Source organism: Vibrio vulnificus NBRC 15645 = ATCC 27562 (genome assembly GCF_002224265.1).
Lineage (GTDB): Bacteria > Pseudomonadota > Gammaproteobacteria > Enterobacterales > Vibrionaceae > Vibrio > Vibrio vulnificus.
Genome location: NZ_CP012881.1, coordinates 1,881,538 through 1,905,547 on the forward strand (window position 1 = coordinate 1,881,538; position 24,010 = coordinate 1,905,547).

Sequence of the window (24,010 nt, forward strand, 5' to 3'; positions counted from 1 at the left end):
AACACCCAAAGGGTTTTGATGGACTCAAAGCAAGAACGAATTGAATGTGTAGAGAACGCAAACAGCTTTCCGAATTTTAAGAATTTGCTTGGCGACCATAGCGTTTTGGACCCACCTGAACCCATTCCGAACTCAGAAGTGAAACGAAATAGCGTCGATGGTAGTGTGGGGTTTCCCCATGTGAGAGTAGAACATCGCCAGGCTTTTAATTCGACTTGTCTTTAATTAGACGAGTCACCATAAAGTTTTAAGCAAAAAGCTTAGAGTTTTATGTTGACTTACAGAGTCAATCGCGTATTATACGCACCTCGCTTAAGTGCTAAGGCGCTGAAAGCAAAGCTCTTTAACAATATAAACCTATCAATCTGTGTGGGCACTCGTTGATGATAATCCAAAAGATTTATCAATGAACTGAGTGACCAAAACGATACTAAGTATCGGCACAGTCAATTTATTCAGTATTCATTGAGCCGAAGCGAAACTTCAAAAAACTTTTAATTGAAGAGTTTGATCATGGCTCAGATTGAACGCTGGCGGCAGGCCTAACACATGCAAGTCGAGCGGCAGCACAGAGAAACTTGTTTCTCGGGTGGCGAGCGGCGGACGGGTGAGTAATGCCTGGGAAATTGCCCTGATGTGGGGGATAACCATTGGAAACGATGGCTAATACCGCATGATAGCTTCGGCTCAAAGAGGGGGACCTTCGGGCCTCTCGCGTCAGGATATGCCCAGGTGGGATTAGCTAGTTGGTGAGGTAAGGGCTCACCAAGGCGACGATCCCTAGCTGGTCTGAGAGGATGATCAGCCACACTGGAACTGAGACACGGTCCAGACTCCTACGGGAGGCAGCAGTGGGGAATATTGCACAATGGGCGCAAGCCTGATGCAGCCATGCCGCGTGTGTGAAGAAGGCCTTCGGGTTGTAAAGCACTTTCAGTCGTGAGGAAGGTGGTAGTGTTAATAGCACTATCATTTGACGTTAGCGACAGAAGAAGCACCGGCTAACTCCGTGCCAGCAGCCGCGGTAATACGGAGGGTGCGAGCGTTAATCGGAATTACTGGGCGTAAAGCGCATGCAGGTGGTTTGTTAAGTCAGATGTGAAAGCCCGGGGCTCAACCTCGGAACTGCATTTGAAACTGGCAGACTAGAGTACTGTAGAGGGGGGTAGAATTTCAGGTGTAGCGGTGAAATGCGTAGAGATCTGAAGGAATACCGGTGGCGAAGGCGGCCCCCTGGACAGATACTGACACTCAGATGCGAAAGCGTGGGGAGCAAACAGGATTAGATACCCTGGTAGTCCACGCTGTAAACGATGTCTACTTGGAGGTTGTGGCCTTGAGCCGTGGCTTTCGGAGCTAACGCGTTAAGTAGACCGCCTGGGGAGTACGGTCGCAAGATTAAAACTCAAATGAATTGACGGGGGCCCGCACAAGCGGTGGAGCATGTGGTTTAATTCGATGCAACGCGAAGAACCTTACCTACTCTTGACATCCAGAGAATCTAGCGGAGACGCTGGAGTGCCTTCGGGAACTCTGAGACAGGTGCTGCATGGCTGTCGTCAGCTCGTGTTGTGAAATGTTGGGTTAAGTCCCGCAACGAGCGCAACCCTTATCCTTGTTTGCCAGCGAGTAATGTCGGGAACTCCAGGGAGACTGCCGGTGATAAACCGGAGGAAGGTGGGGACGACGTCAAGTCATCATGGCCCTTACGAGTAGGGCTACACACGTGCTACAATGGCGCATACAGAGGGCGGCCAACTTGCGAAAGTGAGCGAATCCCAAAAAGTGCGTCGTAGTCCGGATTGGAGTCTGCAACTCGACTCCATGAAGTCGGAATCGCTAGTAATCGTGGATCAGAATGCCACGGTGAATACGTTCCCGGGCCTTGTACACACCGCCCGTCACACCATGGGAGTGGGCTGCAAAAGAAGTGGGTAGTTTAACCTTCGGGAGGACGCTCACCACTTTGTGGTTCATGACTGGGGTGAAGTCGTAACAAGGTAGCGCTAGGGGAACCTGGCGCTGGATCACCTCCTTATACGATGATTATTGCGATGAGTGTTCACACAGATTGATATGGTTTAGAAAGTTTAGAGTATCTTAGTGTCCCGTTCGTCTAGAGGCCTAGGACACCGCCCTTTCACGGCGGTAACAGGGGTTCGACTCCCCTACGGGATACCATGGGTCGTTAGCTCAGTCGGTAGAGCAGTTGACTTTTAATCAATTGGTCGCAGGTTCGAATCCTGCACGACCCACCATTACTTCAAGAGTTGGGGCTATAGCTCAGCTGGGAGAGCGCCTGCCTTGCACGCAGGAGGTCTGCGGTTCGATCCCGCATAGCTCCACCATTCTTGAACGCAATGGGCGATTAGCTCAGTTGGGAGAGCACCTGCCTTACAAGCAGGGGGTCACTGGTTCGAACCCGGTATCGCCCACCACTCTTTAAATATTTTTAGTGTTTCTTAATGAAAACCACCTTCTTTATGTCTGTGGTTGATTTTTCGACGCTGAAAGTCTTTAAAAAGTGTGTTTCTCATAGAGAATTGCATTGCTCTTTAACAATTTGGAAAGCTGACAAAACAACAATTTATTGTTGTTTGTAAAGTTCTCAATGTTTGTCTTTAAGACAAACACCAACAAACACATTCAAGTGTTCTTGGGAAGGTCACTTTAGTGACTATTCGAAATTGAGTCCGGCAAAATCAACGCTATCTCGCTCATTCAAATAATGAGATAGCAACTTTGGTTGTTTAACAAAGACCCTTTGGGGTTGTATGGTTAAGTGACTAAGCGTACACGGTGGATGCCTTGGCAGTCAGAGGCGATGAAGGACGTAGTAACTTGCGATAAGCGTAGATGAGGCAGTAACAGCCACTTGAGTCTACGATTTCCGAATGGGGAAACCCACTGGCATAAGCCAGTATCATTGAGTGAATACATAGCTCAATGAAGCGAACCGGGAGAACTGAAACATCTAAGTACCCCGAGGAAAAGAAATCAACCGAGATTCCGAAAGTAGCGGCGAGCGAAATTGGATTAGCCCTTAAGCTTTACATGTGTTAGACGAACGGTCTGGAAAGTCCGACGATACAGGGTGATAGTCCCGTAGTTGACGATGCATGTTCAGTGAAATCGAGTAGGGCGGGACACGTGTTATCCTGTCTGAATATGGGGGGACCATCCTCCAAGGCTAAATACTCCTGACTGACCGATAGTGAACCAGTACCGTGAGGGAAAGGCGAAAAGAACCCCTGTGAGGGGAGTGAAATAGAACCTGAAACCGTGTACGTACAAGCAGTAGGAGCACCTTCGTGGTGTGACTGCGTACCTTTTGTATAATGGGTCAGCGACTTATATTCAGTGGCAAGGTTAACCATCTAGGGGAGCCGTAGGGAAACCGAGTCTTAACTGGGCGCCATAGTCTCTGGATATAGACCCGAAACCGAGTGATCTAGCCATGGGCAGGTTGAAGGTTGAGTAACATCAACTGGAGGACCGAACCGACTAATGTTGAAAAATTAGCGGATGACTTGTGGCTAGGGGTGAAAGGCCAATCAAACTCGGAGATAGCTGGTTCTCCCCGAAAGCTATTTAGGTAGCGCCTCGGACGAATACTACTGGGGGTAGAGCACTGTTAAGGCTAGGGGGTCATCCCGACTTACCAACCCTTTGCAAACTCCGAATACCAGTAAGTACTATCCGGGAGACACACGGCGGGTGCTAACGTCCGTCGTGGAGAGGGAAACAACCCAGACCGCCAGCTAAGGTCCCAAATTACAGCTAAGTGGGAAACGATGTGGGAAGGCTTAGACAGCTAGGATGTTGGCTTAGAAGCAGCCATCATTTAAAGAAAGCGTAATAGCTCACTAGTCGAGTCGGCCTGCGCGGAAGATGTAACGGGGCTAAGTTGTAAACCGAAGCTGCGGCAATGTTCTATGAACATTGGGTAGGGGAGCGTTCTGTAAGCCGTTGAAGGTGTGTTGTAAAGCATGCTGGAGGTATCAGAAGTGCGAATGCTGACATGAGTAACGACAAGGGGGGTGAAAAACCTCCCCGCCGGAAGACCAAGGGTTCCTGTCCAACGTTAATCGGGGCAGGGTAAGTCGACCCCTAAGGCGAGGCTGAAAAGCGTAGTCGATGGGAAACGGGTTAATATTCCCGTACTTCTTACAATTGCGATGGGGGACGGAGAAGGCTAGGTGGGCCTGGCGACGGTTGTCCAGGTTCAAGTGCGTAGGCTGAGTGTTTAGGTAAATCCGGACACTCTTAAGGCTGAGACACGACGTCGAGCTACTACGGTAGTGAAGTCATTGATGCCATGCTTCCAGGAAAAGCCTCTAAGCTTCAGATTGTAAGGAATCGTACCCCAAACCGACACAGGTGGTCGGGTAGAGAATACCAAGGCGCTTGAGAGAACTCGGGTGAAGGAACTAGGCAAAATGGTACCGTAACTTCGGGAGAAGGTACGCTCTTGATGGTGAAGTCCCTTGCGGATGGAGCTGACGAGAGTCGCAGATACCAGGTGGCTGCAACTGTTTATTAAAAACACAGCACTGTGCAAAATCGTAAGATGACGTATACGGTGTGACGCCTGCCCGGTGCCGGAAGGTTAATTGATGGGGTTAGCGTAAGCGAAGCTCTTGATCGAAGCCCCGGTAAACGGCGGCCGTAACTATAACGGTCCTAAGGTAGCGAAATTCCTTGTCGGGTAAGTTCCGACCTGCACGAATGGCGTAATGATGGCCACGCTGTCTCCACCCGAGACTCAGTGAAATTGAAATCGCTGTGAAGATGCAGTGTACCCGCGGCTAGACGGAAAGACCCCGTGAACCTTTACTACAGCTTGGCACTGAACATTGAACCTACATGTGTAGGATAGGTGGGAGGCTTTGAAGACGTGACGCCAGTTGCGTTGGAGCCGTCCTTGAAATACCACCCTTGTATGTTTGATGTTCTAACGTTGGCCCCTAATCGGGGTTGCGGACAGTGCCTGGTGGGTAGTTTGACTGGGGCGGTCTCCTCCCAAAGAGTAACGGAGGAGCACGAAGGTGGGCTAATCACGGTTGGACATCGTGAGGTTAGTGCAATGGCATAAGCCCGCTTAACTGCGAGAATGACGGTTCGAGCAGGTGCGAAAGCAGGTCATAGTGATCCGGTGGTTCTGAATGGAAGGGCCATCGCTCAACGGATAAAAGGTACTCCGGGGATAACAGGCTGATACCGCCCAAGAGTTCATATCGACGGCGGTGTTTGGCACCTCGATGTCGGCTCATCACATCCTGGGGCTGAAGTCGGTCCCAAGGGTATGGCTGTTCGCCATTTAAAGTGGTACGCGAGCTGGGTTTAGAACGTCGTGAGACAGTTCGGTCCCTATCTGCCGTGGGCGTTGGAAGATTGAAGGGGGCTGCTCCTAGTACGAGAGGACCGGAGTGGACGAACCTCTGGTGTTCGGGTTGTGTCGCCAGACGCATTGCCCGGTAGCTAAGTTCGGAATCGATAACCGCTGAAAGCATCTAAGCGGGAAGCGAGCCCTGAGATGAGTCTTCCCTGATACTTTAAGTATCCTGAAGGGTTGTTCGAGACTAGAACGTTGATAGGCAGGGTGTGTAAGCGCTGTGAGGCGTTGAGCTAACCTGTACTAATTGCCCGTGAGGCTTAACCATACAACACCCAAAGGGTTTTGATGGACTCAAAGCAAGAACGAATTTGAATGTGTAGAGAACGCAAACAGCTTTCCGAATTTTAAGAATTTGCTTGGCGACCATAGCGTTTTGGACCCACCTGAACCCATTCCGAACTCAGAAGTGAAACGAAATAGCGTCGATGGTAGTGTGGGGTTTCCCCATGTGAGAGTAGAACATCGCCAGGCTTTTAATTTAGACTTAGGTCTAACCAGTGCGGAGCGGTAGTTCAGTTGGTTAGAATACCGGCCTGTCACGCCGGGGGTCGCGGGTTCGAGTCCCGTCCGCTCCGCCACTTATTTAGAAACCTCGCTGATTAGCGGGGTTTTTTTAGATATAAGTAAAATTTAGGGGTGTAGCTCCAATTGGCAGAGCAGCGGATTCCAAATCCGCGTGTTGGGAGTTCGAATCTCTCCACCCCTGCCATATTTAAGGCTCTGAACGAAAGTTCAGAGCCTTTTTCATATCCTATTTTAGAGTATGTAAACTTCTGTTGTTGGTGACTATATCATCGACCCCATATTTCCTTTCGCCCCCTCTTTGCTTCTGCAAGCTCCTCTCTTGTTTGCTTATTTTATTCCACCCTCCGTATTTGCTCTTGAATGATAGGCAAAAGCAACTAACTTTAATTTAAAGGGATGGGGGCGCATCATGAAGATTGAGCAAATTGTATGGCAAGAAGGTCATTGGCAAGGTTTATCTTCCTCTAGCCAACTAGATAGCATAAATACATTAATCATCGTGTTTGGACGAGCGAGTGATGCGTCGCTTGTGCAGTTAAGTGCAAAGATGCCCCACTCCCAAGTCATAGGTTGTAGCACAGCAGGAGAAATTATTGACAATACGATTCTTGAAAATGCTGTCGTTGCAACCATCATACTATTTGAAAAGTCGACAATTCATCTAGCGAGTGCACACATCGAAGAAGGAGTGAGAACAAGTTTCAACATCGGAGTTCAGTTAGGTCAGGAGTTATCTTCTCACAAGGATAATTTAAAACACGTCTTTGTTCTGAGTGATGGATTGCTCATTAACGGGGGCCATCTTGTTGAAGGTTTTCATTCTGTCTTGCCGAAAAACATTAAAGTGACTGGTGGTTTAGCGGGCGATGGTGAGCGGTTTGAACAGACTACTGTAATTTTTGGAAACCGATCCAGTTCTGGGCTTGTGGTCGCGTTAGGGTTGTATGGTGAGCAATTGTCGGTGGGTTATGGTTCACGTGGTGGTTGGTGTCCTTTTGGCATGGAAAGAAAGGTAACACGTTCAACCGATAATGTTCTCTATGAGCTCGATGATCAGGATGCTTTGTCTATATACAAAACGTATTTAGGAGACTTAGCACAAGAACTGCCCGCTAGCGGTTTGCGATTTCCCCTAGAGATCAGTGTACCTGGTCAAGAGATAAAACTTGTGCGTACTTTACTCGCGATTGATGAGACACAAGGATCGATAACATTTGCGGGTAATGTACCCAAAGGCGTCACTGCTAAATTGATGAGAGCCAGTTCAGAATCGCTTATTGAGGGAGCACGTAATGCCGCGAGTTTGTGTCATCACGATAGTTCATCCCCGGCCTTGGCCATCTTAATCAGTTGTGTAGGAAGGCGCTTACTCTTGAGGCAGTTGGCTGAAGACGAGGTTGAGGCGGTGAGCGAAGAGTTAGGCGAAAATACTCGGGTATGCGGTTTTTACTCTTATGGTGAGATTGCCCCTAGCTCGGAGGAAGGAAGCGCAGATCTGCATAATCAAACCATGACCATTACTACTCTGTCGGAAATGTAGTATGCATCGCTTACTGCAGCGACAGCTCAGAAAAGTATTTCCGCAAGGTCTTCCCGATGACCCTAAAATTCAATTGTTGGTTGAGTTGGTGGAGTCTGGCTATCAATCCTTCTCAGAGCAACTCACGATATTAGAGCGTTCACTAGATATCAGTAGTGATGAGCTCAATCAACGCAATCAAACCTTAAATTCGATTTTGGACTCTTTGCCTGACATGAGTTTATGGATGGACAGAGATGGCATTATTCGAGATGTCCGAATTGGTCATTTTGACCCTCCACTACTTAGCCCTGATACCAATACGGATTGCATTTTTGAGCTCCCTTTCATCAAAGCATCTAGCGAGTTTCAAGCTTTTCTTGAGAACTACCAAACACGTGGTGGAAGAAGCGAAGATATCGCATTTCAGTTGAACAACAACGAATATAGAGTGAGGGCGAACATTACAGCCGTTGGGAATCACCGTTGGCTGCTTGTATTACAAGACATCTACCTGCGTAAAAAGCTCGAAGAGATGCAATACCTGCGTTTACAACAATCGAAACGTGCTGAAAAACAGCTACAGCAGCTCGTAAACTCAGCCCCTATTGGTATTTTGATTTGCGATCTTCGATTGAATATTTTGATGACGAATGATTTCATTTGTCACCTATTTGGTATGTCTGAGCAAGATGTGTTGTCCCACCATCCAATGGATTTTATCTCTTTGCGCAGCCGGGAGTTATTCCAGCGTTATATTCAAAAAACCATTAACGAACAAGATAGTCAGGAAATTACCCGTGCGGATTTGTTACTCATGCTGCCGGAAAAGAAAGATATTCCGATTGAGATGGCCTTCAGTCGCTTGGTTTTTGAAGGCAAACCTATGATCATCATGTCGATCACCGATATCAGTGAACGTAAAAAACTCGAAGCCATGTTGCGTAATCTGGCTGCGACCGATCCGCTTACTGGTGCATTTAATCGCCGTAGTTTTATCGAGCAAGCTGAAAAATCGATCAGAACGTGTCAACGTTGGAGCTGTCCACTGTCAATCATGATCCTAGATATCGATCACTTTAAAAAATTCAACGATAGCTATGGTCATGCCGCTGGTGACTTGGTTCTTGTTGAACTTGTTAAGATGGCTGATCTCTCAACACGAGAAATAGATGTTATCGGTCGTTTAGGAGGAGAAGAGTTCGCCGTTGTGTTACCGGGATTAGGCGAAAAGGAAGCATTTGACGTGGCTAATCGATTACGAAGCGTTGTGGAAAACATGCAAGTCCACTATGAACAGCAACTGTTACAAATGACCATTAGCATTGGCGTGGCAACATTGCAGCCGTCGGAGCTTAACACACCTCTCGAACAATTGATGAAACAGGCTGATGAATGCCTCTATCATGCAAAAGCGCATGGTCGGAACTGTGTAATCGCGTCCCAGTAAGGACTGTAATGTAAAAAAGGGCTGTTGCCAGCCCTTCTCAATTATGATGAAAGCGATTGTTGATTCACTTTACTTTCTGATTCTACTTTGTTTTGTTCTTCAAAATCGATTTGTGCTTTCTTCGCTTTCTCAATCATTGGAGTGATGGTTGAGCCCTGAACCAATATTGAAAAAACCACCACCGCGTAGGTCATTACCAGAATAATCTCTTTCACGTCGATGAGCTTATCTGGAATAACCCAGATACCCGATGGAATTGAGAGTGCCATCGCTAAGGCTAAACCACCGCGCAATCCACCCCAAGTGAGGATTTTAATTGACCACGGGTTGTAGCGACGAAAGCGATTAAAGCCGATGTATGAGAGAAAGACGCTGAGGTAGCGAGCTGCTAATACAAGAGGGATGGCAATTGCCATTAAGATCCAGTCCTCTTGGTGGAACTTAAACAGCAACATCGACATACCAATCAGAAGGAAAAGCACACCGTTCAGAAACTCATCAACGAGCTCCCAGAAATGGTCGAGATGATCTTCACTCTCTTTAGAGAAGCCGATGAAGCGCGTCCAGTTACCAATCATAATGCCAGAAACCACCATGGCTAAAGGACCTGAAACATGGAGCACTTCTGCAAAAGCATAGCCTGCTGTTGGAATGCCAATAGTGAGTAGTAGCTCCATTGAGTGGTCATCTGTGGCACAGATAAGATAATGGAAGAGTAACCCCAACGCGAAACCATACAAAATACCGCCGATCGCTTCCTGGATAAACAGCATGGTGACGCTGCCTACCGTGGGGGTTTCGTGGCCAAATGCGATGGTAAACAAAGTCACAAAAATCACGAGACCAAAGCCATCATTGAACAGTGATTCACCTTCAATCTGGGTTGAGATTCGACGCGGTGCCTTGAGTTTTTTCACGATGGCTAAAACGGCTATCGGGTCGGTCGGTGAAATGAGTGCACCGAAAAGCAGGCAGTAAATCAGATCAAACTGAATGCCAATGAGCTGGCAAATGCCATAAAGAGCAAAACCAATAAAGAAAGTAGAGAAAAGTGTCGCTCCTAAGGCTAACACGGTAATTTCCCATTTTTGATCTTTAAGATTGGGTAGTTTGATGCCTAAACCACCGGCAAACAATAAGAAGCCCAAAATACCTTTGAGGAGGAAATCTTCAAAGTCGATGCTCGACATGGTTTGTGTAGCGATTTCAGTTAAGTGGAACCAGTTGTTCTGACCAGCAATTAAAATAAGTAATGAGAGCACCATTGAACCCGCGGTAATCGCGATGGTAGTCTGCATTTTGCCTATCTTGCTGTTTACAAAAGCAATCAGCATTGCTGCAGCGGATAGAAAGCAGAGAGTATAGTAGACCGACATACAGTTCTCTATTTGTAACAATTTGTGAACGAAATTCTCCTCGTTTGATGAGCAAATAGCAATCTCTTTTTCCTAGTAAAATGGTCCAATAAGATTGCAGGCAAAATAGTCAAAATTAGTGTTTTTAGACGTCTAGACTCCTGAAAATTGTGTGATAGGATGTCGATATTAGAAAAAGGAATGAGGCGGTATTGTGGGAAGTAATATTAGAGCGCAGATTGAAGCACAACTGAAGCAGCGAATCTTATTGATTGATGGTGGTATGGGCACCATGATCCAAGGCTACAAGTTGCAGGAGCAAGATTATCGTGGTGAGCGTTTTGCTGATTGGCATAGCGATTTAAAAGGCAATAACGACTTACTGGTGCTAACTCAGCCGCAGTTGATTAAAGAAATTCATCATGCCTATCTAGAAGCGGGTGCTGATATTCTTGAAACCAACACCTTTAACGCCACCACCATCGCGATGGCTGACTACGATATGGAAAGCCTGAGCGAAGAGATCAACTTTGCTGCCGCGAAGTTAGCACGTGAAGCCGCAGATGAGTGGACAGCCAAAAATCCCGCGAAACCGCGCTATGTTGCGGGAGTGCTTGGTCCAACCAACCGTACTTGTTCCATTTCGCCAGATGTAAACGACCCGGGCTATCGCAACGTCAGCTTTGATGAGCTGGTAGAGGCCTATTCTGAATCGACTCGTGCACTGATCCGCGGTGGTTCTGATCTCATCCTTATCGAAACTATTTTTGATACCTTGAATGCGAAAGCGTGTGCGTTTGCGGTGGATTCGGTGTTTGAAGAATTAGGTTTCGCACTCCCTGTCATGATTTCGGGTACCATCACCGATGCCTCAGGTCGAACGCTTTCCGGTCAGACGACGGAAGCCTTTTACAACTCTCTTCGTCACGTACGTCCTATCTCTTTTGGCTTAAACTGTGCGCTTGGACCCGACGAACTGCGCCCTTATGTTGAAGAGCTTTCTCGAATTTCTGAAACGTTTGTTTCCACTCACCCGAATGCGGGCCTGCCGAATGCCTTTGGTGAGTACGACCTCTCTCCAGAAGAGATGGCGGAACACGTCAAAGAGTGGGCGCAAAGTGGTTTTCTCAACCTGATTGGTGGTTGTTGTGGCACCACGCCAGAACATATTCGCCATATGGCAATAGCGGTGGAAGGAGTGAGTCCTCGTGTCTTGCCTGAGATTCCAGTCGCCTGTCGTTTATCTGGCTTAGAGCCGCTGACTATCGCCAAAGATACCCTTTTTGTTAACGTGGGTGAGCGTACTAACGTTACTGGTTCTGCGCGCTTTAAACGCTTGATCAAAGAAGAACTGTATGATGAAGCGTTGGACGTTGCACGTGAGCAAGTTGAAAACGGTGCGCAAATCATCGACATCAACATGGATGAAGGGATGCTCGATGCAGAAGCGTGCATGGTGCGTTTCCTTAACCTATGTGCATCTGAACCTGAAATCTCCAAAGTGCCGATCATGGTCGACTCTTCTAAATGGGAAGTGATTGAAGCTGGCCTCAAGTGTATCCAGGGCAAGGGCATCGTGAACTCTATTTCTCTCAAAGAGGGGAAAGAGAAGTTTGTCGAACAGGCGAAGTTGATTCGTCGCTATGGCGCCGCTGTGATCGTAATGGCATTTGATGAAGTCGGCCAAGCGGATACGCGTGAACGCAAACTGGAGATCTGCACCAAAGCCTATCGTATTTTGGTTGATGAAGTCGGTTTCCCACCGGAAGATGTTATCTTCGACCCCAATATTTTCGCCGTTGCAACGGGCATTGATGAACACAACAACTACGCGGTCGACTTTATTGAAGCGGTGGCAGACATCAAACGCGATTTGCCACATGCGATGATCTCAGGCGGGGTATCGAACGTTTCCTTCTCATTCCGCGGCAACAATTACGTCCGTGAAGCGATACACGCTGTATTCCTTTACCACTGCTTTAAGAACGGGATGGACATGGGCATCGTGAATGCTGGCCAGCTCGAAATTTATGACAACGTGCCTGAAAGGTTACGTGAAGCGGTCGAAGATGTCGTACTGAACCGCCGCGACGATGCCACTGAACGTTTATTGGAGATTGCCGAAAAGTACCGTGAAAATGCCGTAGGCAAGCAAGAAGACGCATCGGCACTGGAGTGGCGTACTTGGTCTGTCGAGAAACGTCTTGAGCATGCTTTGGTTAAGGGGATCACCGAGTTCATTGTCGAGGACACCGAAGAAGCACGCTTAAACGCCAGCAAGCCACTGGAAGTGATTGAAGGTCCTCTGATGGACGGCATGAACGTGGTGGGCGATCTGTTTGGTGAGGGCAAAATGTTCTTACCACAAGTGGTGAAATCAGCACGCGTCATGAAGCAGGCGGTGGCTCACTTGGAGCCCTTCATCAATGCATCAAAACAAGCAGGTTCTTCAAACGGTAAGATCTTATTGGCGACGGTGAAAGGGGATGTACACGATATCGGCAAAAACATTGTTGGCGTAGTACTGCAATGTAACAACTACGAGATCATCGATCTCGGTGTGATGGTGCCGTGTGAGCAGATCTTGAAAGTCGCGAAAGAGCAACAAGTCGATATCATCGGTCTTTCTGGTCTGATTACCCCATCACTCGATGAAATGGTGCACGTAGCCAAAGAGATGGAGCGTCTTGGCTTTGACTTGCCTTTGCTTATTGGCGGCGCGACAACATCCAAGGCGCACACTGCGGTGAAGATTGAACAAAACTACTCACATCCGGTGGTATACGTGAATAACGCCTCTCGCGCAGTCGGCGTGTGTACCTCGTTGCTCTCTGATGAGTTACGTCCTGCGTTTGTTGAACGCCTGCAGGCCGATTATGAGTTGGTTCGCGATCAGCATAATCGCAAGAAGCCGCGTACTAAGCCTGTGACGCTAGAAGCAGCACGTGCGAACAAGGTGGCGATTGATTGGCAAAGCTATACGCCTCCTGTACCTAGCCAGCCAGGTGTGCACGTGTTTGACGACTTTGATGTGGCGACGTTGCGCCAATACATCGACTGGACACCATTTTTCCTCACGTGGTCCCTAGTGGGCAAATACCCAACCATCTTTGATCATGAAGAAGTGGGCGAAGAAGCGAAGCGTTTGTTTGAAGATGCTAACGAGTGGCTAGATCGTATCGAACAAGAGGGGTTACTCAAGGCGCGTGGTATGTGTGGTTTGTTCCCCGCGGCAAGTGTTGGTGATGACATTGAAGTCTATACCGATGAGTCTCGCACTCAAGTAGCGAAAGTGCTGCACAATCTTCGTCAACAGACGGAGAAACCCAAAGGGGCGAATTACTGTTTGTCAGATTACGTTGCTCCAAAAGAGAGTGGCAAAAATGATTGGATCGGTGCTTTTGCTGTGACGGGTGGTGTGAACGAGCGTGAACTCGCAGATCAGTTCAAAGCACAGGGGGATGACTACAACGCGATCATGATTCAAGCGGTTGCCGATCGTCTAGCGGAAGCTTTTGCAGAGTATCTGCATGAACGTGTCCGTAAAGAGATTTGGGGCTATGCTGCCGACGAAAACCTTTCAAACGAAGAATTGATCCGTGAGAAATACCAGGGGATCCGTCCTGCGCCGGGTTACCCTGCCTGTCCTGAGCACACCGAGAAAGGGCCGTTGTGGGAACTGCTTAACGTAGAAGAAACCATTGGCATGTCACTCACCAGCAGTTACGCGATGTGGCCGGGAGCTTCGGTATCAGGATGGTATTTTTCTCATCCCGATTCGCGTTATTTTGCCATCGCACAAATTCAGCAAGACCAAGTGGAAAGCTATGCTGAGCGTAAAGGTTGGGATTTACTGGAAGCCGAAAAATGGCTTGGTCCAAACATTAATGGCTGATACTGGCCAGCGTTGAGAAAAAGAAAAGGTCACAGCGATGTGACCTTTTCTCTTTGGATCAATGTGATCTTAAAACGATGTTTAGCGCTCAAAAAGATCTTGATGCAGTTTTTGGATCACACTCTTTGAGTCGTGAGCATCGACTAAGAAGCAAAGGTTGTGATCACTTGCCCCGTAGCAGATCATACGTAAATTGAAATCCCCTAAGGTGCTGAAGACTTCTTTAGCGTAACCCTTGGTTTCCATATGGTTACCAATCAATGCCACCAAACACAGATTGTGTTCAACTTCGACCGTACACAGTTCTTCCAGTTCTTGACGAGCGGCTTGTGGTAGCTCAGGTGCACCACCAGAAGTATCCGTTTTGTCTAGAGTGAGGGAAACGCTGATTTCTGATGTGGTGATCAAATCCACGGAGATTTTGTGTTTCGCGAGAATTTCAAACACTTTGGCAAGAAAGCCGTATGCATGGAACATCTTCGCACTGCGTAACGTCACCATGGTTTGGTTGCAGCGCAGCGCTAATGCACGGAAAAGTGGTGAACTCTGAGCTTCGTGGCGAATCCAAGTACCGCCTTTTTCTGGCTCTTTTGACGATCCGACAAAAACGGGAATGTCGTGACGAAGGGCTGGAACGAGGGTTGAAGGGTGCAGGATTTTTGCACCAAAGTTCGCCATTTCAGACGCTTCTGCAAAGCTGATTTCTGGAATTGGCGCCGCTTTCGCTGCAATGCGCGGATCCGTGGTGTAAATCCCAGGGACGTCAGTCCAAATTTCTAACCCGGTTGCTTTCAACCCTTCAGCTATCAAGGCCGCACTGTAGTCACTACCACCACGACCTAAGGTGGTGGTATTGCCTTCCTCATCCGATCCGATGAAGCCTTGAGTCACTACCACGTAATCGCGGCAAAGTGGCAAAAGCTTCTCTTGCGCCAGCTCTGCAATCTTCGCCACGTCCGGCTCTGCGCGGCCAAAGTTGTCGTCTGTGCGTAGCACCTCTCGAATATCAAATCGCACTGCATTGACACCGCGTTCACGCATCAACTGGGCCAGAATATGGGTCGACATCAACTCGCCACACGCGACCAAGTGGTCGGTGAGTTTATTGCTGGCTTGAATGGATGCCGCTTCAGCAAGGCTAGTAATGGTATCAAGAATCGCATACACCTCTGCTGCCGCTTCGGTGGCATCTTCCAATTGATTGAGAATCGCATCATGAATTTCAGCCAATTGGGCTAGAAGTTCAGCGCGTCTTTCTTGTGATTGAACACCATTGGCTAACTCTACCAATAGGTTAGTGACACCAGTGCATGCACTGCTTACGACTAAGCGTGTCTCTGGATTGTTTTCAATAATGGCCGAGCAACGACTCATTGCCTCAAAGTTTGCAACACTTGTTCCACCAAATTTCGCTACATTCAATGCGCTCACGGCATTTCTCCCACGACTTCCGAAAAATATTAACCGTTGGTAATCCAACATCCGATGTTTGTTTTGGTGAGGAAAGGGGCAGAGCGGTTTAGAGAGGTCAGTTTGAATAATCAGAAAATCCATCTCAGAAGCTCTTCATCAGGCTGAGCTGATGACAGTTGATGGGACTCAACCCAAGTCAACCGACAGATCAAATCCTGCAATTTTGATCTACCTCGGCACTACTCCCCCTGAATGTTCTGTGTTGGAGTTGCGGCTCCACAAAACATCTGCCTGGGCAGTGCTCCTCTTCTGCAAAAAGCTTAAACATTGAACGTTTTTCACACTCCAATGTCAACGCTTAATTCGATCTTGATTGAAAGTTTTTATTAACAAATTTGTGACACTGGTTTGACCTCTAAGACTGTCGGCTAATTGCTGTCGTTGCTCGTTTGCTTTAGTGTGGAGAAACATAATTTGCATTAAAACGATTACGCTGTCCGTTAACCTTTTTCACGCTTAGCAAGGAGCCGGTATGTCAATTCAAAGCTTTATTCCACCACGTCGTATTTTAATGGGGCCAGGACCGTCTGATATTTCCCCGCAAGTACTACAAGCACTAAGCCGCCCAACGGTTGGGCACTTGGATCCGTTGTTTATTCAGATGATGGATGAGCTCAAACAACTGCTTAAATACGCCTTTCAAACTGAGAATGATTTTACCATTGCAGTTTCTGCACCAGGTAGTGCGGGAATGGAAGCGTGCTTTGTGAACCTGATTGAGCCGGGAGATAAAGTCATCGTCTGCCGCAATGGGGTGTTTGGTGAGCGCATGCGTGAAAATGTCATTCGTGCTGGCGGAGAGGCGGTATTAGTGGATGATGAATGGGGAACGCCAGTCTCGGTTGAGAAGGTCGAGCAGGCCTTAACGCAACATCCGGATAGCAAAATTTTGGCTTTTGTTCATGCAGAAACATCGACAGGCGCAAGAAGTGATGCGGAGACATTGGGGAAATTAGCAAAACAATATGGTGTGCTGACGATTGTTGATACGGTCACTTCGCTGGGAGGTATCCCGCTTAAAGTCGATGAATGGCAACTTGATGCTGTGTATTCCGGTAGTCAAAAATGTCTGTCTTGTGTCCCTGGTCTTGCTCCTGTGACGTTTTCTTCTGCCGCCATTGAGAAAATTCAATCACGCAAAACACCCGTGCAAAGCTGGTTCTTAGACCAAAGCTTAGTGTTAGGGTATTGGAGTGGGGAAGGAAAACGCAGTTATCATCATACTGCCCCCGTTAATAGCTTGTATTCACTGCACGAAGCGTTGTTGATGCTGAAAAATGAAGGCTTGGAGAACGCTTGGGCACGGCATGAAGAAATGCACAACAAGCTGAAAGCAGGTCTCGAAAAGCTGGGTTTCCAATTTGTGGTGGATGAAGAGTACCGTTTGCCTCAATTAAACGCGATCTATGTGCCTGAAGGTATCGATGAAGCGAAAGTGCGTAGCCATTTGCTTGAAACTTATAACTTGGAAATTGGCGCTGGTCTGGGAGCGCTCGCTGGTAAAGCGTGGCGTATAGGCTTGATGGGTTACGGTGCGAGAGAGGAAAATGTCGCGTTATGTTTAAGAACGCTTGAAGAGTCGCTCACTCAATAGTCTTTGGTCAATGAACAATAAAAAAGCGAAGCTGGTGAGCTTCGCTTTTTTATTACACGACAAATTACTGACTGGATGAAACGGAGTTAGACAATGCCGCCGACGGTGGTTGATAGTGAATGTTGCTAAAGTCGTTTTTAGGGAAGAGGAACTCAGCTTCCGCCTTTACTTGTTCTGCCTTACTCAAATCGTCAAGCCCTTGGTAGGCTAAGATCAAATTGGAATAAAACGCAGGTCTTGGCTTGGTCTTAATGATCTCAAGGGACCAATCGATATAAGGTTGAATCAGCTTAGCGTCCTGTGTTGCTAAACCAATATTGAGGTAGGTGCTGTAGACATCCCAGTCGAAGCGATCTTTCCACACTACGGGGTTGGTGACGCGTTGTAAGAGCTCTGGATTAACCGGGCGAGTGGTTTCAAACTTGGTCAGCACGTAGTTAGTATGCAGGGCGCTCAGCATGTAGAAAGTGGTCAGTATCGGCACCACTAAACTGGCGACTCGTAACGCCGTTTTACTGATGCGAGAAAAACTTACGCTTTTGACTTTCGCTACACGTTGATCAACCCAATAGATGAGCATGATGAAGATCAGCCAGTGTGCCGCGGAGTGATAAAAAGGGTACTCCAGTTGACTGTGAAGTACGATCGGCACAAACAAGGCAAACATGGCCAAACGCGTGCCTTTCTTGGCACTGTAGATTCGGTTCAATACCAAAATGGCGGCGAGAAAAATCCCCAATAGCGGAACCAGCCCGCCTTCTACGCCCCAATAGAGCAGCTCGTTATGTGGATGATCCATCGCTGGAAGTGCTGGTGGATATTGCTTGTTGAGCAAGTGCTGCCTTGCCGTGTACAAGGTGTAGGCAGACTCAAAATTGCCGTAACCGTAACCAGTGAAGGGCTTCTCTATCAGCATATCGAGTGCTTGCGGGAAGGTATAGGCTCTTGCTGATTCTAAGTTGGTTTTCTGCCCCGCCAAATTGCTCTCGGTGCTGTGAAGTAGTGCACCGGATAAGCTTAACCCCAGAATAATTGACCCCAGCCAACCCCAAAAACGAATTTTAGTACCAAATCGGTAGAGATAGGGCAGCAGCAAAAGAGTGGCAATCATGGCGGCTAGCCAACCGGTACGAGAGGCTAACACCACGATCAAAGGGACTGTGAGCAGTGGAAGCAAATAGAGTAAAGTGATTTCGCTCAGATGCTTATTGTATTTGTGTGGTTGTCTCGCTAGTAGGTAGCCAGAAATAATTAACCCTGTTGCAAGAAAGCTTGCCATCACATTGGGCTGCTGGAATATACCATAGGGTCGATTTGACAGCGTGTCATACCCCATCCAATTACCGGGTTTGAGCCAAAGGAACTGGTAATAGCCGATGAAGGACTCGACCACGACTGCCAATACGATGAGCCATAACAAGCGTTGTTTGTGTTTATTACTAAAGCTGAATTGTTGCAGCAACACAAAGAAGCCAAAGCCAGCCCAGAGACCAACTAAGCGACCCACTGACTGCATGTAGTGACTGTTGGCATAAAAAAGTGGCACGGTCAGAATGAGACAACTGACAAATAGGCCAATGGTCAGTTTGGAATAACGTAAAGATTGCTGACTAGCAAGTTGGTAGCAACCCAGAGCAAAGACAAAGGAGAACGCAATCCAAGTGGTTGGGTTGAAAGAGAGCGCAAGCCCTGCGCCTCCAGGATTGGGCATAAAGAAATGCATAGCGACGAGAAAGAGGATCGCCAGTGCCAGTAAAAACTTTTTGTTGAGAGGCACTTGTGCCTTAGGTTCTGCTAATTGCGTACCGCTTACGTGTATCGTTGCCATAACGTGAATCTTAATCTGAAAAAAGAAACCAGCTTTACGCTGGTTTCATCACTTTACCTGTTTTTTCTATTTCAACATAGGCTTAAGGAAGCGTGCGGTATGCGAACCTTCGATCTGCGCCACATCTTCAGGTGTTCCTTGAGCAATGATTTCCCCTCCACCTTGGCCGCCTTCTGGACCTAAGTCGATGATCCAGTCGGCCGTTTTGATCACATCTAAATTATGCTCAATCACGACAACGGTGTTGCCATGATCGCGCAAGCGATGCAATACGGTCAAAAGTTGCTGGATATCGTGGAAGTGTAGGCCCGTCGTTGGTTCATCCAAAATATAAAGGGTTTTTCCCGTATCGCGTTTGGACAACTCACGGGCCAGTTTCACCCGTTGTGCTTCACCGCCAGAGAGGGTGGTGGCCGCTTGACCTAAACGGATATAAGAAAGACCAACATCCATTAAGGTTTGCAACTTGCGCGCAATGACGGGAACTGGGTCGAAAAAGTCTCGAGCATCTTCCACCGTCATTTCCAGAACTTCATCAATGCTCTTCCCTTTATAGTGGACTTCTAACGTTTCTCGGTTGTAGCGCTTGCCCTTACACACATCACAAGGCACGTACACATCGGGTAGGAAATGCATTTCAACCTTGATAACACCATCACCTTGGCAAGCTTCACAGCGGCCACCACGAACGTTAAAGCTGAAACGCCCAGGTTTATAGCCACGTGAACGAGACTCTTGGGTGCCGGAGAACAACTCTCGAATCGGAGTGAAAATCCCCGTATAGGTCGCTGGATTCGAACGCGGTGTGCGACCTATCGGGCTCTGGTCGATATCGATGACTTTATCGAAGTGCTCTAAGCCTTTAATAGACTTATAAGGCGCTGGTTGAGCAGTGGTTGCCCCATTGAGTTGAGTATGCGCAATTTTGAAGAAGGTGTCGTTAATCAGTGTTGATTTACCTGAACCAGAAACCCCGGTGATACAACTGAATAGCCCGACAGGCACTGAAAGATTGACGTCTTTAAGGTTGTTGCCACTGGCTCCAATGAGTTCAACCGTTTTGTTCTTATCTCTTGGTGTGCGTTGGGTCGGCACAATAATCTGCTTGGCACCGCTTAAGTATTGTCCGGTCAAGGAATCTGGATTGGCGAGAATCTCGGCCATTGTTCCTTCGGCAACCACTTGGCCACCATGTACGCCAGCGCCAGGGCCAATGTCAATCACATGGTCGGCACAACGAATCGCATCTTCATCATGCTCTACGACTAATACGGTATTGCCGAGATCGCGTAAGTGCGTCAGTGTTTTGAGTAAGCGCTCATTGTCACGCTGGTGAAGGCCTATTGATGGTTCATCGAGCACATACATCACCCCAACCAAACCGGCACCGATCTGACTAGCTAGACGAATACGCTGTGCTTCGCCACCAGACAAGGTTTCAGCGCTGCGAGACAAGTTCAAATAATTGAGGCCAACATTGACTAAAAACTGCAGTCGATCGTTGATCTCTTTCATGACCTTCTCAGCAATTTGAGCTCGCTGCCCGTCAAGCTTTAAGGTGGCGAAAAAGGTCAATGCATCAGCGATACTCAACTCGACGATTTGCGGCAATGTCGTGTCATTAATAAACACATTGCGAGCTTCTAGGCGCAGACGTGTTCCGCCACAACTGGCGCAAGGTTTGGTGGAGATATATTTTACCAACTCCTCTCGTACCGAGTTAGATTCTGTGTCGCGATAACGGCGTTCGAGTGTATTGAGAATGCCTTCAAATGGATGACGTTTTAGACGAATGTCGCCTCGATCGTTGATGTACTTAAATTCGATTTCAGTGCGCCCTGAGCCTTTTAAGATCACTTCTTGGATGCGTTTTGAAAGCGAGTTAAAAGGGACATGTAAATCGAAATCGTAATGCTCAGCCAGCGATGTGAGCATTTGGAAATAGTAATAGTTTTTCTGATCCCAACCACGAATCGCCCCTTGCGCAAGACTTAAATTGGCATCTTGAATCACTCGGTCAGGATCAAAATATTGTTGTACCCCGAGGCCATCACAAGTACCACATGCACCGGCTGGGTTATTGAACGAAAACAAACGTGGCTCAAGCTCTTGCATACTATAACCACAGTGGGGACACGCAAAGTTGGCGGAAAAAACGCTCTCTTCACCGTCACCCTCCATAGGGGCAATCACAGCGATGCCGCCTGAGAGTTCCAGTGCCGTTTCAAAGGATTCTGCGAGTCTTTGTTGTAAATCGCTACGCACTTTAAAGCGGTCAACCACCACTTCAATGGTGTGCTTTTTGTGTAACTCTAGCGTTGGTGGATCGGTGAGGTCACAGGTCTCTCCGTCAATACGAGCACGGATAAAACCTTGAGCAGCAAGGTTCTCTAATGTTTTAACGTGTTCGCCTTTGCGCTCTTTTACTATGGGGGCGAGCAACATCATTTTGGCACCTTCAGGCAGCTCCAGAACTTTGTCGACCATTTGACTAATGGTTTGAGCGGCTAAAGGGACTTGATGTTCAGGACAGCGAGGCTCACCAACGCGGGCATACAGTAGGCGAAGGTAGTCATACACTTCTGTGATGGTCCCTACGGTTGAACGCGGGTTGTGTGAGGTGGATTTCTGCTCGATAGAAATTGCTGGCGAGAGGCCTTCAATGTGGTCAACATCGGGCTTTTCCATCAAAGAGAGAAACTGGCGAGCGTAGGCTGACAGGGATTCTACATAACGTCGTTGACCTTCAGCGTAAAGGGTATCAAAGGCCAAAGAAGATTTCCCTGAACCCGATAAGCCAGTAATGACGATCAACTTATCTCGTGGGATAGTGAGATTAACATTTTTGAGATTATGGGTACGTGCTCCGCGAACTTCTATCTTGTCCATCTTTGATGCTCTGTGTAATACCAACAAGTTGAGCAAGTATTACATAGTGTGAGAAATGTGCAATAAAATACTGGATAAAAAAACAGTTAAAAATAAGGCGCTTTATCCAAAGCGCCTTACGTATCGGTTTAGAGGACGTTGATCACTTCTCTTTTTGCGTACTAAATTTACCCAGCTCAGATTTCTTTTCATCTTTCAGATAAAGGTTTTGGTAGCAATAGTTGGTTGCTTCGATATAGCCTTCAACGCTGCCGCAATCAAAACGACGACCTTTAAACTTGTATGCAAGCACACAACCTGCTTTTGCTTGTTTGAGTAGCGCGTCGGTGATTTGAATTTCACCGCCTTTACCTGGCTCTGTTTGCTCAATGAGATCAAAAATATCTGGGGTAAGAATGTAACGACCAATAATCGCAAGATTACTTGGCGCGGTGCCAGGTTCTGGCTTCTCCACCATGTTGTCTACGCGGAAGAGATCGTCTTTGATCATCTCACCAGAGATAACGCCATATTTATGGGTTTCATCTTCAGGTACTTCCTGAACTGCAACGATGGAACAACGGAACTGCTTAAACAGCGCGACCATTTGTGCCAAGACACCTTGTTCTTCATTGACACAAAGGTCATCGGCTAACACCACGGCAAAAGGCTGATCCCCAACGAGCTCACGGCCCGTTAAGATGGCGTGCCCTAAGCCCTTCATCTCACGTTGGCGAATGTAGGTAAAGTTCGCGGAGTCGATCAAAGCTCGTACATCTTCCAATAAGGCTTCTTTGTTGGTGCCACTAATCTGATGTTCTAGTTCGTAGTTTTTATCGAAGTGATCCATGATTGAATGCTTACCACGACCCGTCACAATGCACATTCCGTCCATACCCGCTTGGATGGCTTCCTCCACACCGTATTCGATCAGAGGTTTGTTCACCACTGGCATCATTTCTTTTGGCATCGATTTGGTCGCAGGTAAGAAGCGAGTGCCGTAGCCAGCGGCAGGGAAAAGGCATTTTTTAATCATTGAATAGTGTCCTTATCAAATCGAACTCCTCACCGAAACAATACGCACGTAAAAATTAAAGCCGAGCGCGCAGCATTTCCTTTGTGGTGTGTCGTTTCATAAACAGTTAGTTATCATTACGGGCGATTCTAACCTGTTATTTTGTCATACGTTACACTCTAAAGGAAAATTCGCGATCTTCTTACTTATGAGATCAAATTTTGGTCAGCCCACGCGGCAGCTTGGACACGATTCTTCACGGAAAGTTTTCTAAAGGTTTGATAGAGATGCGACTTTACGGTGAACTCGCTAATGAAAAGATCTTCGGCGATTTGAGAATTTGATTTGCCAGACTGCACGCAGCGTAGCACTTGAATTTCTCTCATCGTGAGATCCACATTCACTGGTGAAGTGTGTGAGCAAACCATATTTCGATAGTAGTGGATGAGTTGTGCGCTGACGTCGCGTGGCAGCCAGCTCTTACCATTAATCACCGAATTTAGTCCTTTGGTCATGTCTGCAATGGTTGTGTCTCGGTAGAAGATCGCTTTGCACTGGCCAAAGCCAATCAGTTCCTCAGTCGTCAATCGGTTAGGTACATTACACAGGACCGTTTCAAACCCTTTCCATATTAGCGGTAGGTTTTTAATCTCTCTCAGCAGCACCTTATGTTGCTGATGATCAATCAATAAGATGCGATTACGATGATTGGGATCGGCTTGCATGAGCGTTGCCGGGGTAATCACAGGGATTTCCATTTGAATCTGTTTCGCTAATACAGTAACGAACTCAGGAGTTTGTTCGTTTTGCAAACTGATAAAAAATGGCTTCCGCGCGTAAGAAGATTTTCTCATAACAACCTCCATTTATGGTTAATTATTGAATAAGTCGAGTGCGCGGGTGCAACGTTGGCATCATTAAATCGCACAGGCTACTGCAAGAATGGCGAAATGCGTATAATTTCATATGGATAAGTAAATGAGAGATTTATTAGCGCAAAAAAACGTTTAGTCGCTCCTAAATCTTGCAATTTTTAGCTTGGTCTGAGGTGATGGATAACACACAATTTGGCGACTATTTTTACCATAGC

At 47.4% G+C, this 24,010-nt stretch carries 10 protein-coding genes, 6 tRNA genes, 4 rRNA genes and 1 riboswitch; of the genes, 14 read left to right on the forward strand and 6 right to left on the reverse strand.

From position 1 onward, the window contains the following. The first annotated feature begins 87 nt into the window (after positions 1-87). From rrf (AOT11_RS08790) to AOT11_RS08845, 12 genes are all read left to right on the forward strand, one after another. Positions 88-203, forward strand: a 5S ribosomal RNA gene (rrf, locus tag AOT11_RS08790). A 292-nt stretch (positions 204-495) separates the two neighbouring features. After that, positions 496-2,038: ribosomal RNA gene (locus tag AOT11_RS08795) — 16S ribosomal RNA — on the forward strand. Positions 2,039-2,105: 67 nt separating this feature from the next. Further along, positions 2,106-2,181 (forward strand) — tRNA-Glu (locus tag AOT11_RS08800). A 1-nt stretch (position 2,182) separates the two neighbouring features. Then, positions 2,183-2,258, forward strand: a tRNA-Lys gene (locus tag AOT11_RS08805). Positions 2,259-2,272: 14 nt separating this feature from the next. Next, positions 2,273-2,348, forward strand: a tRNA-Ala gene (locus AOT11_RS08810). 14 nt (positions 2,349-2,362) lie between these two features. Next, positions 2,363-2,438: transfer RNA gene (locus AOT11_RS08815), tRNA-Val, on the forward strand. Between the two features lie 338 nt (positions 2,439-2,776). Continuing rightward, positions 2,777-5,663, forward strand: a 23S ribosomal RNA gene (locus tag AOT11_RS08820). A gap of 90 nt (positions 5,664-5,753) precedes the next feature. Further along, positions 5,754-5,869, forward strand: a 5S ribosomal RNA gene (gene rrf / locus AOT11_RS08825). The 16S, 23S and 5S rRNA genes sit together here with 6 tRNA genes alongside, the layout of an rRNA operon. 30 nt (positions 5,870-5,899) lie before the next feature. Next, a tRNA-Asp gene (locus tag AOT11_RS08830) sits at positions 5,900-5,976 on the forward strand. Positions 5,977-6,030: 54 nt separating this feature from the next. Continuing rightward, positions 6,031-6,107: transfer RNA gene (locus AOT11_RS08835), tRNA-Trp, on the forward strand. A 225-nt stretch (positions 6,108-6,332) separates the two neighbouring features. Then, complete coding sequence (locus tag AOT11_RS08840) at positions 6,333-7,463, forward strand: FIST signal transduction protein (protein WP_017420073.1); 1,131 nt, start codon at positions 6,333-6,335, stop codon at positions 7,461-7,463. Between the two features lies 1 nt (position 7,464). Continuing rightward, on the forward strand, positions 7,465-8,892 hold the full coding sequence (locus AOT11_RS08845; protein WP_017420072.1) for a sensor domain-containing diguanylate cyclase: 1,428 nt from the start codon (positions 7,465-7,467) through the stop codon (positions 8,890-8,892). Positions 8,893-8,933: 41 nt separating this feature from the next. Here the strand turns inward: AOT11_RS08845 and AOT11_RS08850 are convergent, their stop codons facing one another. Then, positions 8,934-10,268, reverse strand: coding sequence for a cation:proton antiporter (locus AOT11_RS08850; protein ID WP_017420071.1), 1,335 nt, complete (start codon positions 10,266-10,268; stop codon positions 8,934-8,936). A 193-nt stretch (positions 10,269-10,461) separates the two neighbouring features. Between AOT11_RS08850 and metH the strand changes: the two genes are divergently transcribed. Beyond that, positions 10,462-14,142: a methionine synthase gene (gene metH, locus AOT11_RS08855; RefSeq protein WP_017420070.1), complete on the forward strand. Its 3,681-nt coding sequence runs from the start codon at positions 10,462-10,464 to the stop codon at positions 14,140-14,142. Positions 14,143-14,223: 81 nt separating this feature from the next. Here metH and lysC read toward each other — a convergent pair whose 3' ends face one another. Continuing rightward, a complete protein-coding gene (gene lysC, locus AOT11_RS08860) occupies positions 14,224-15,573 on the reverse strand; it encodes a lysine-sensitive aspartokinase 3 (protein WP_017420069.1) in 1,350 nt (449 codons plus the stop codon). 120 nt (positions 15,574-15,693) lie between these two features. Continuing rightward, a riboswitch (Lysine riboswitch) is annotated at positions 15,694-15,872 on the reverse strand. Between the two features lie 215 nt (positions 15,873-16,087). On the opposite strand from lysC, the gene AOT11_RS08865 reads away from it, so the two are divergent. Beyond that, the gene (locus AOT11_RS08865) at positions 16,088-17,209 is read left to right on the forward strand and encodes a pyridoxal-phosphate-dependent aminotransferase family protein (RefSeq protein WP_017420068.1); all 1,122 of its coding nucleotides are present in this window, start codon (positions 16,088-16,090) and stop codon (positions 17,207-17,209) included. Between the two features lie 64 nt (positions 17,210-17,273). On the opposite strand, the gene AOT11_RS08870 is transcribed toward AOT11_RS08865, so the two are convergent. The 4 genes from AOT11_RS08870 to AOT11_RS08885 form a co-directional block, all read right to left on the reverse strand. Continuing rightward, a complete protein-coding gene (locus AOT11_RS08870) occupies positions 17,274-19,037 on the reverse strand; it encodes a PglL family O-oligosaccharyltransferase (RefSeq protein WP_017420067.1) in 1,764 nt (587 codons plus the stop codon). Positions 19,038-19,103: 66 nt separating this feature from the next. Further along, positions 19,104-21,926, reverse strand: coding sequence for an excinuclease ABC subunit UvrA (gene uvrA / locus AOT11_RS08875; RefSeq protein WP_026050227.1), 2,823 nt, complete (start codon positions 21,924-21,926; stop codon positions 19,104-19,106). A 142-nt stretch (positions 21,927-22,068) separates the two neighbouring features. Continuing rightward, positions 22,069-22,941, reverse strand: a complete 873-nt coding sequence (gene galU, locus AOT11_RS08880) for a UTP--glucose-1-phosphate uridylyltransferase GalU (protein ID WP_017420065.1) — start codon at positions 22,939-22,941, stop codon at positions 22,069-22,071. Between the two features lie 185 nt (positions 22,942-23,126). Further along, positions 23,127-23,774, reverse strand: coding sequence for a response regulator transcription factor (locus AOT11_RS08885; RefSeq protein WP_017420064.1), 648 nt, complete (start codon positions 23,772-23,774; stop codon positions 23,127-23,129). Positions 23,775-24,010: the final 236 nt, after the last annotated feature.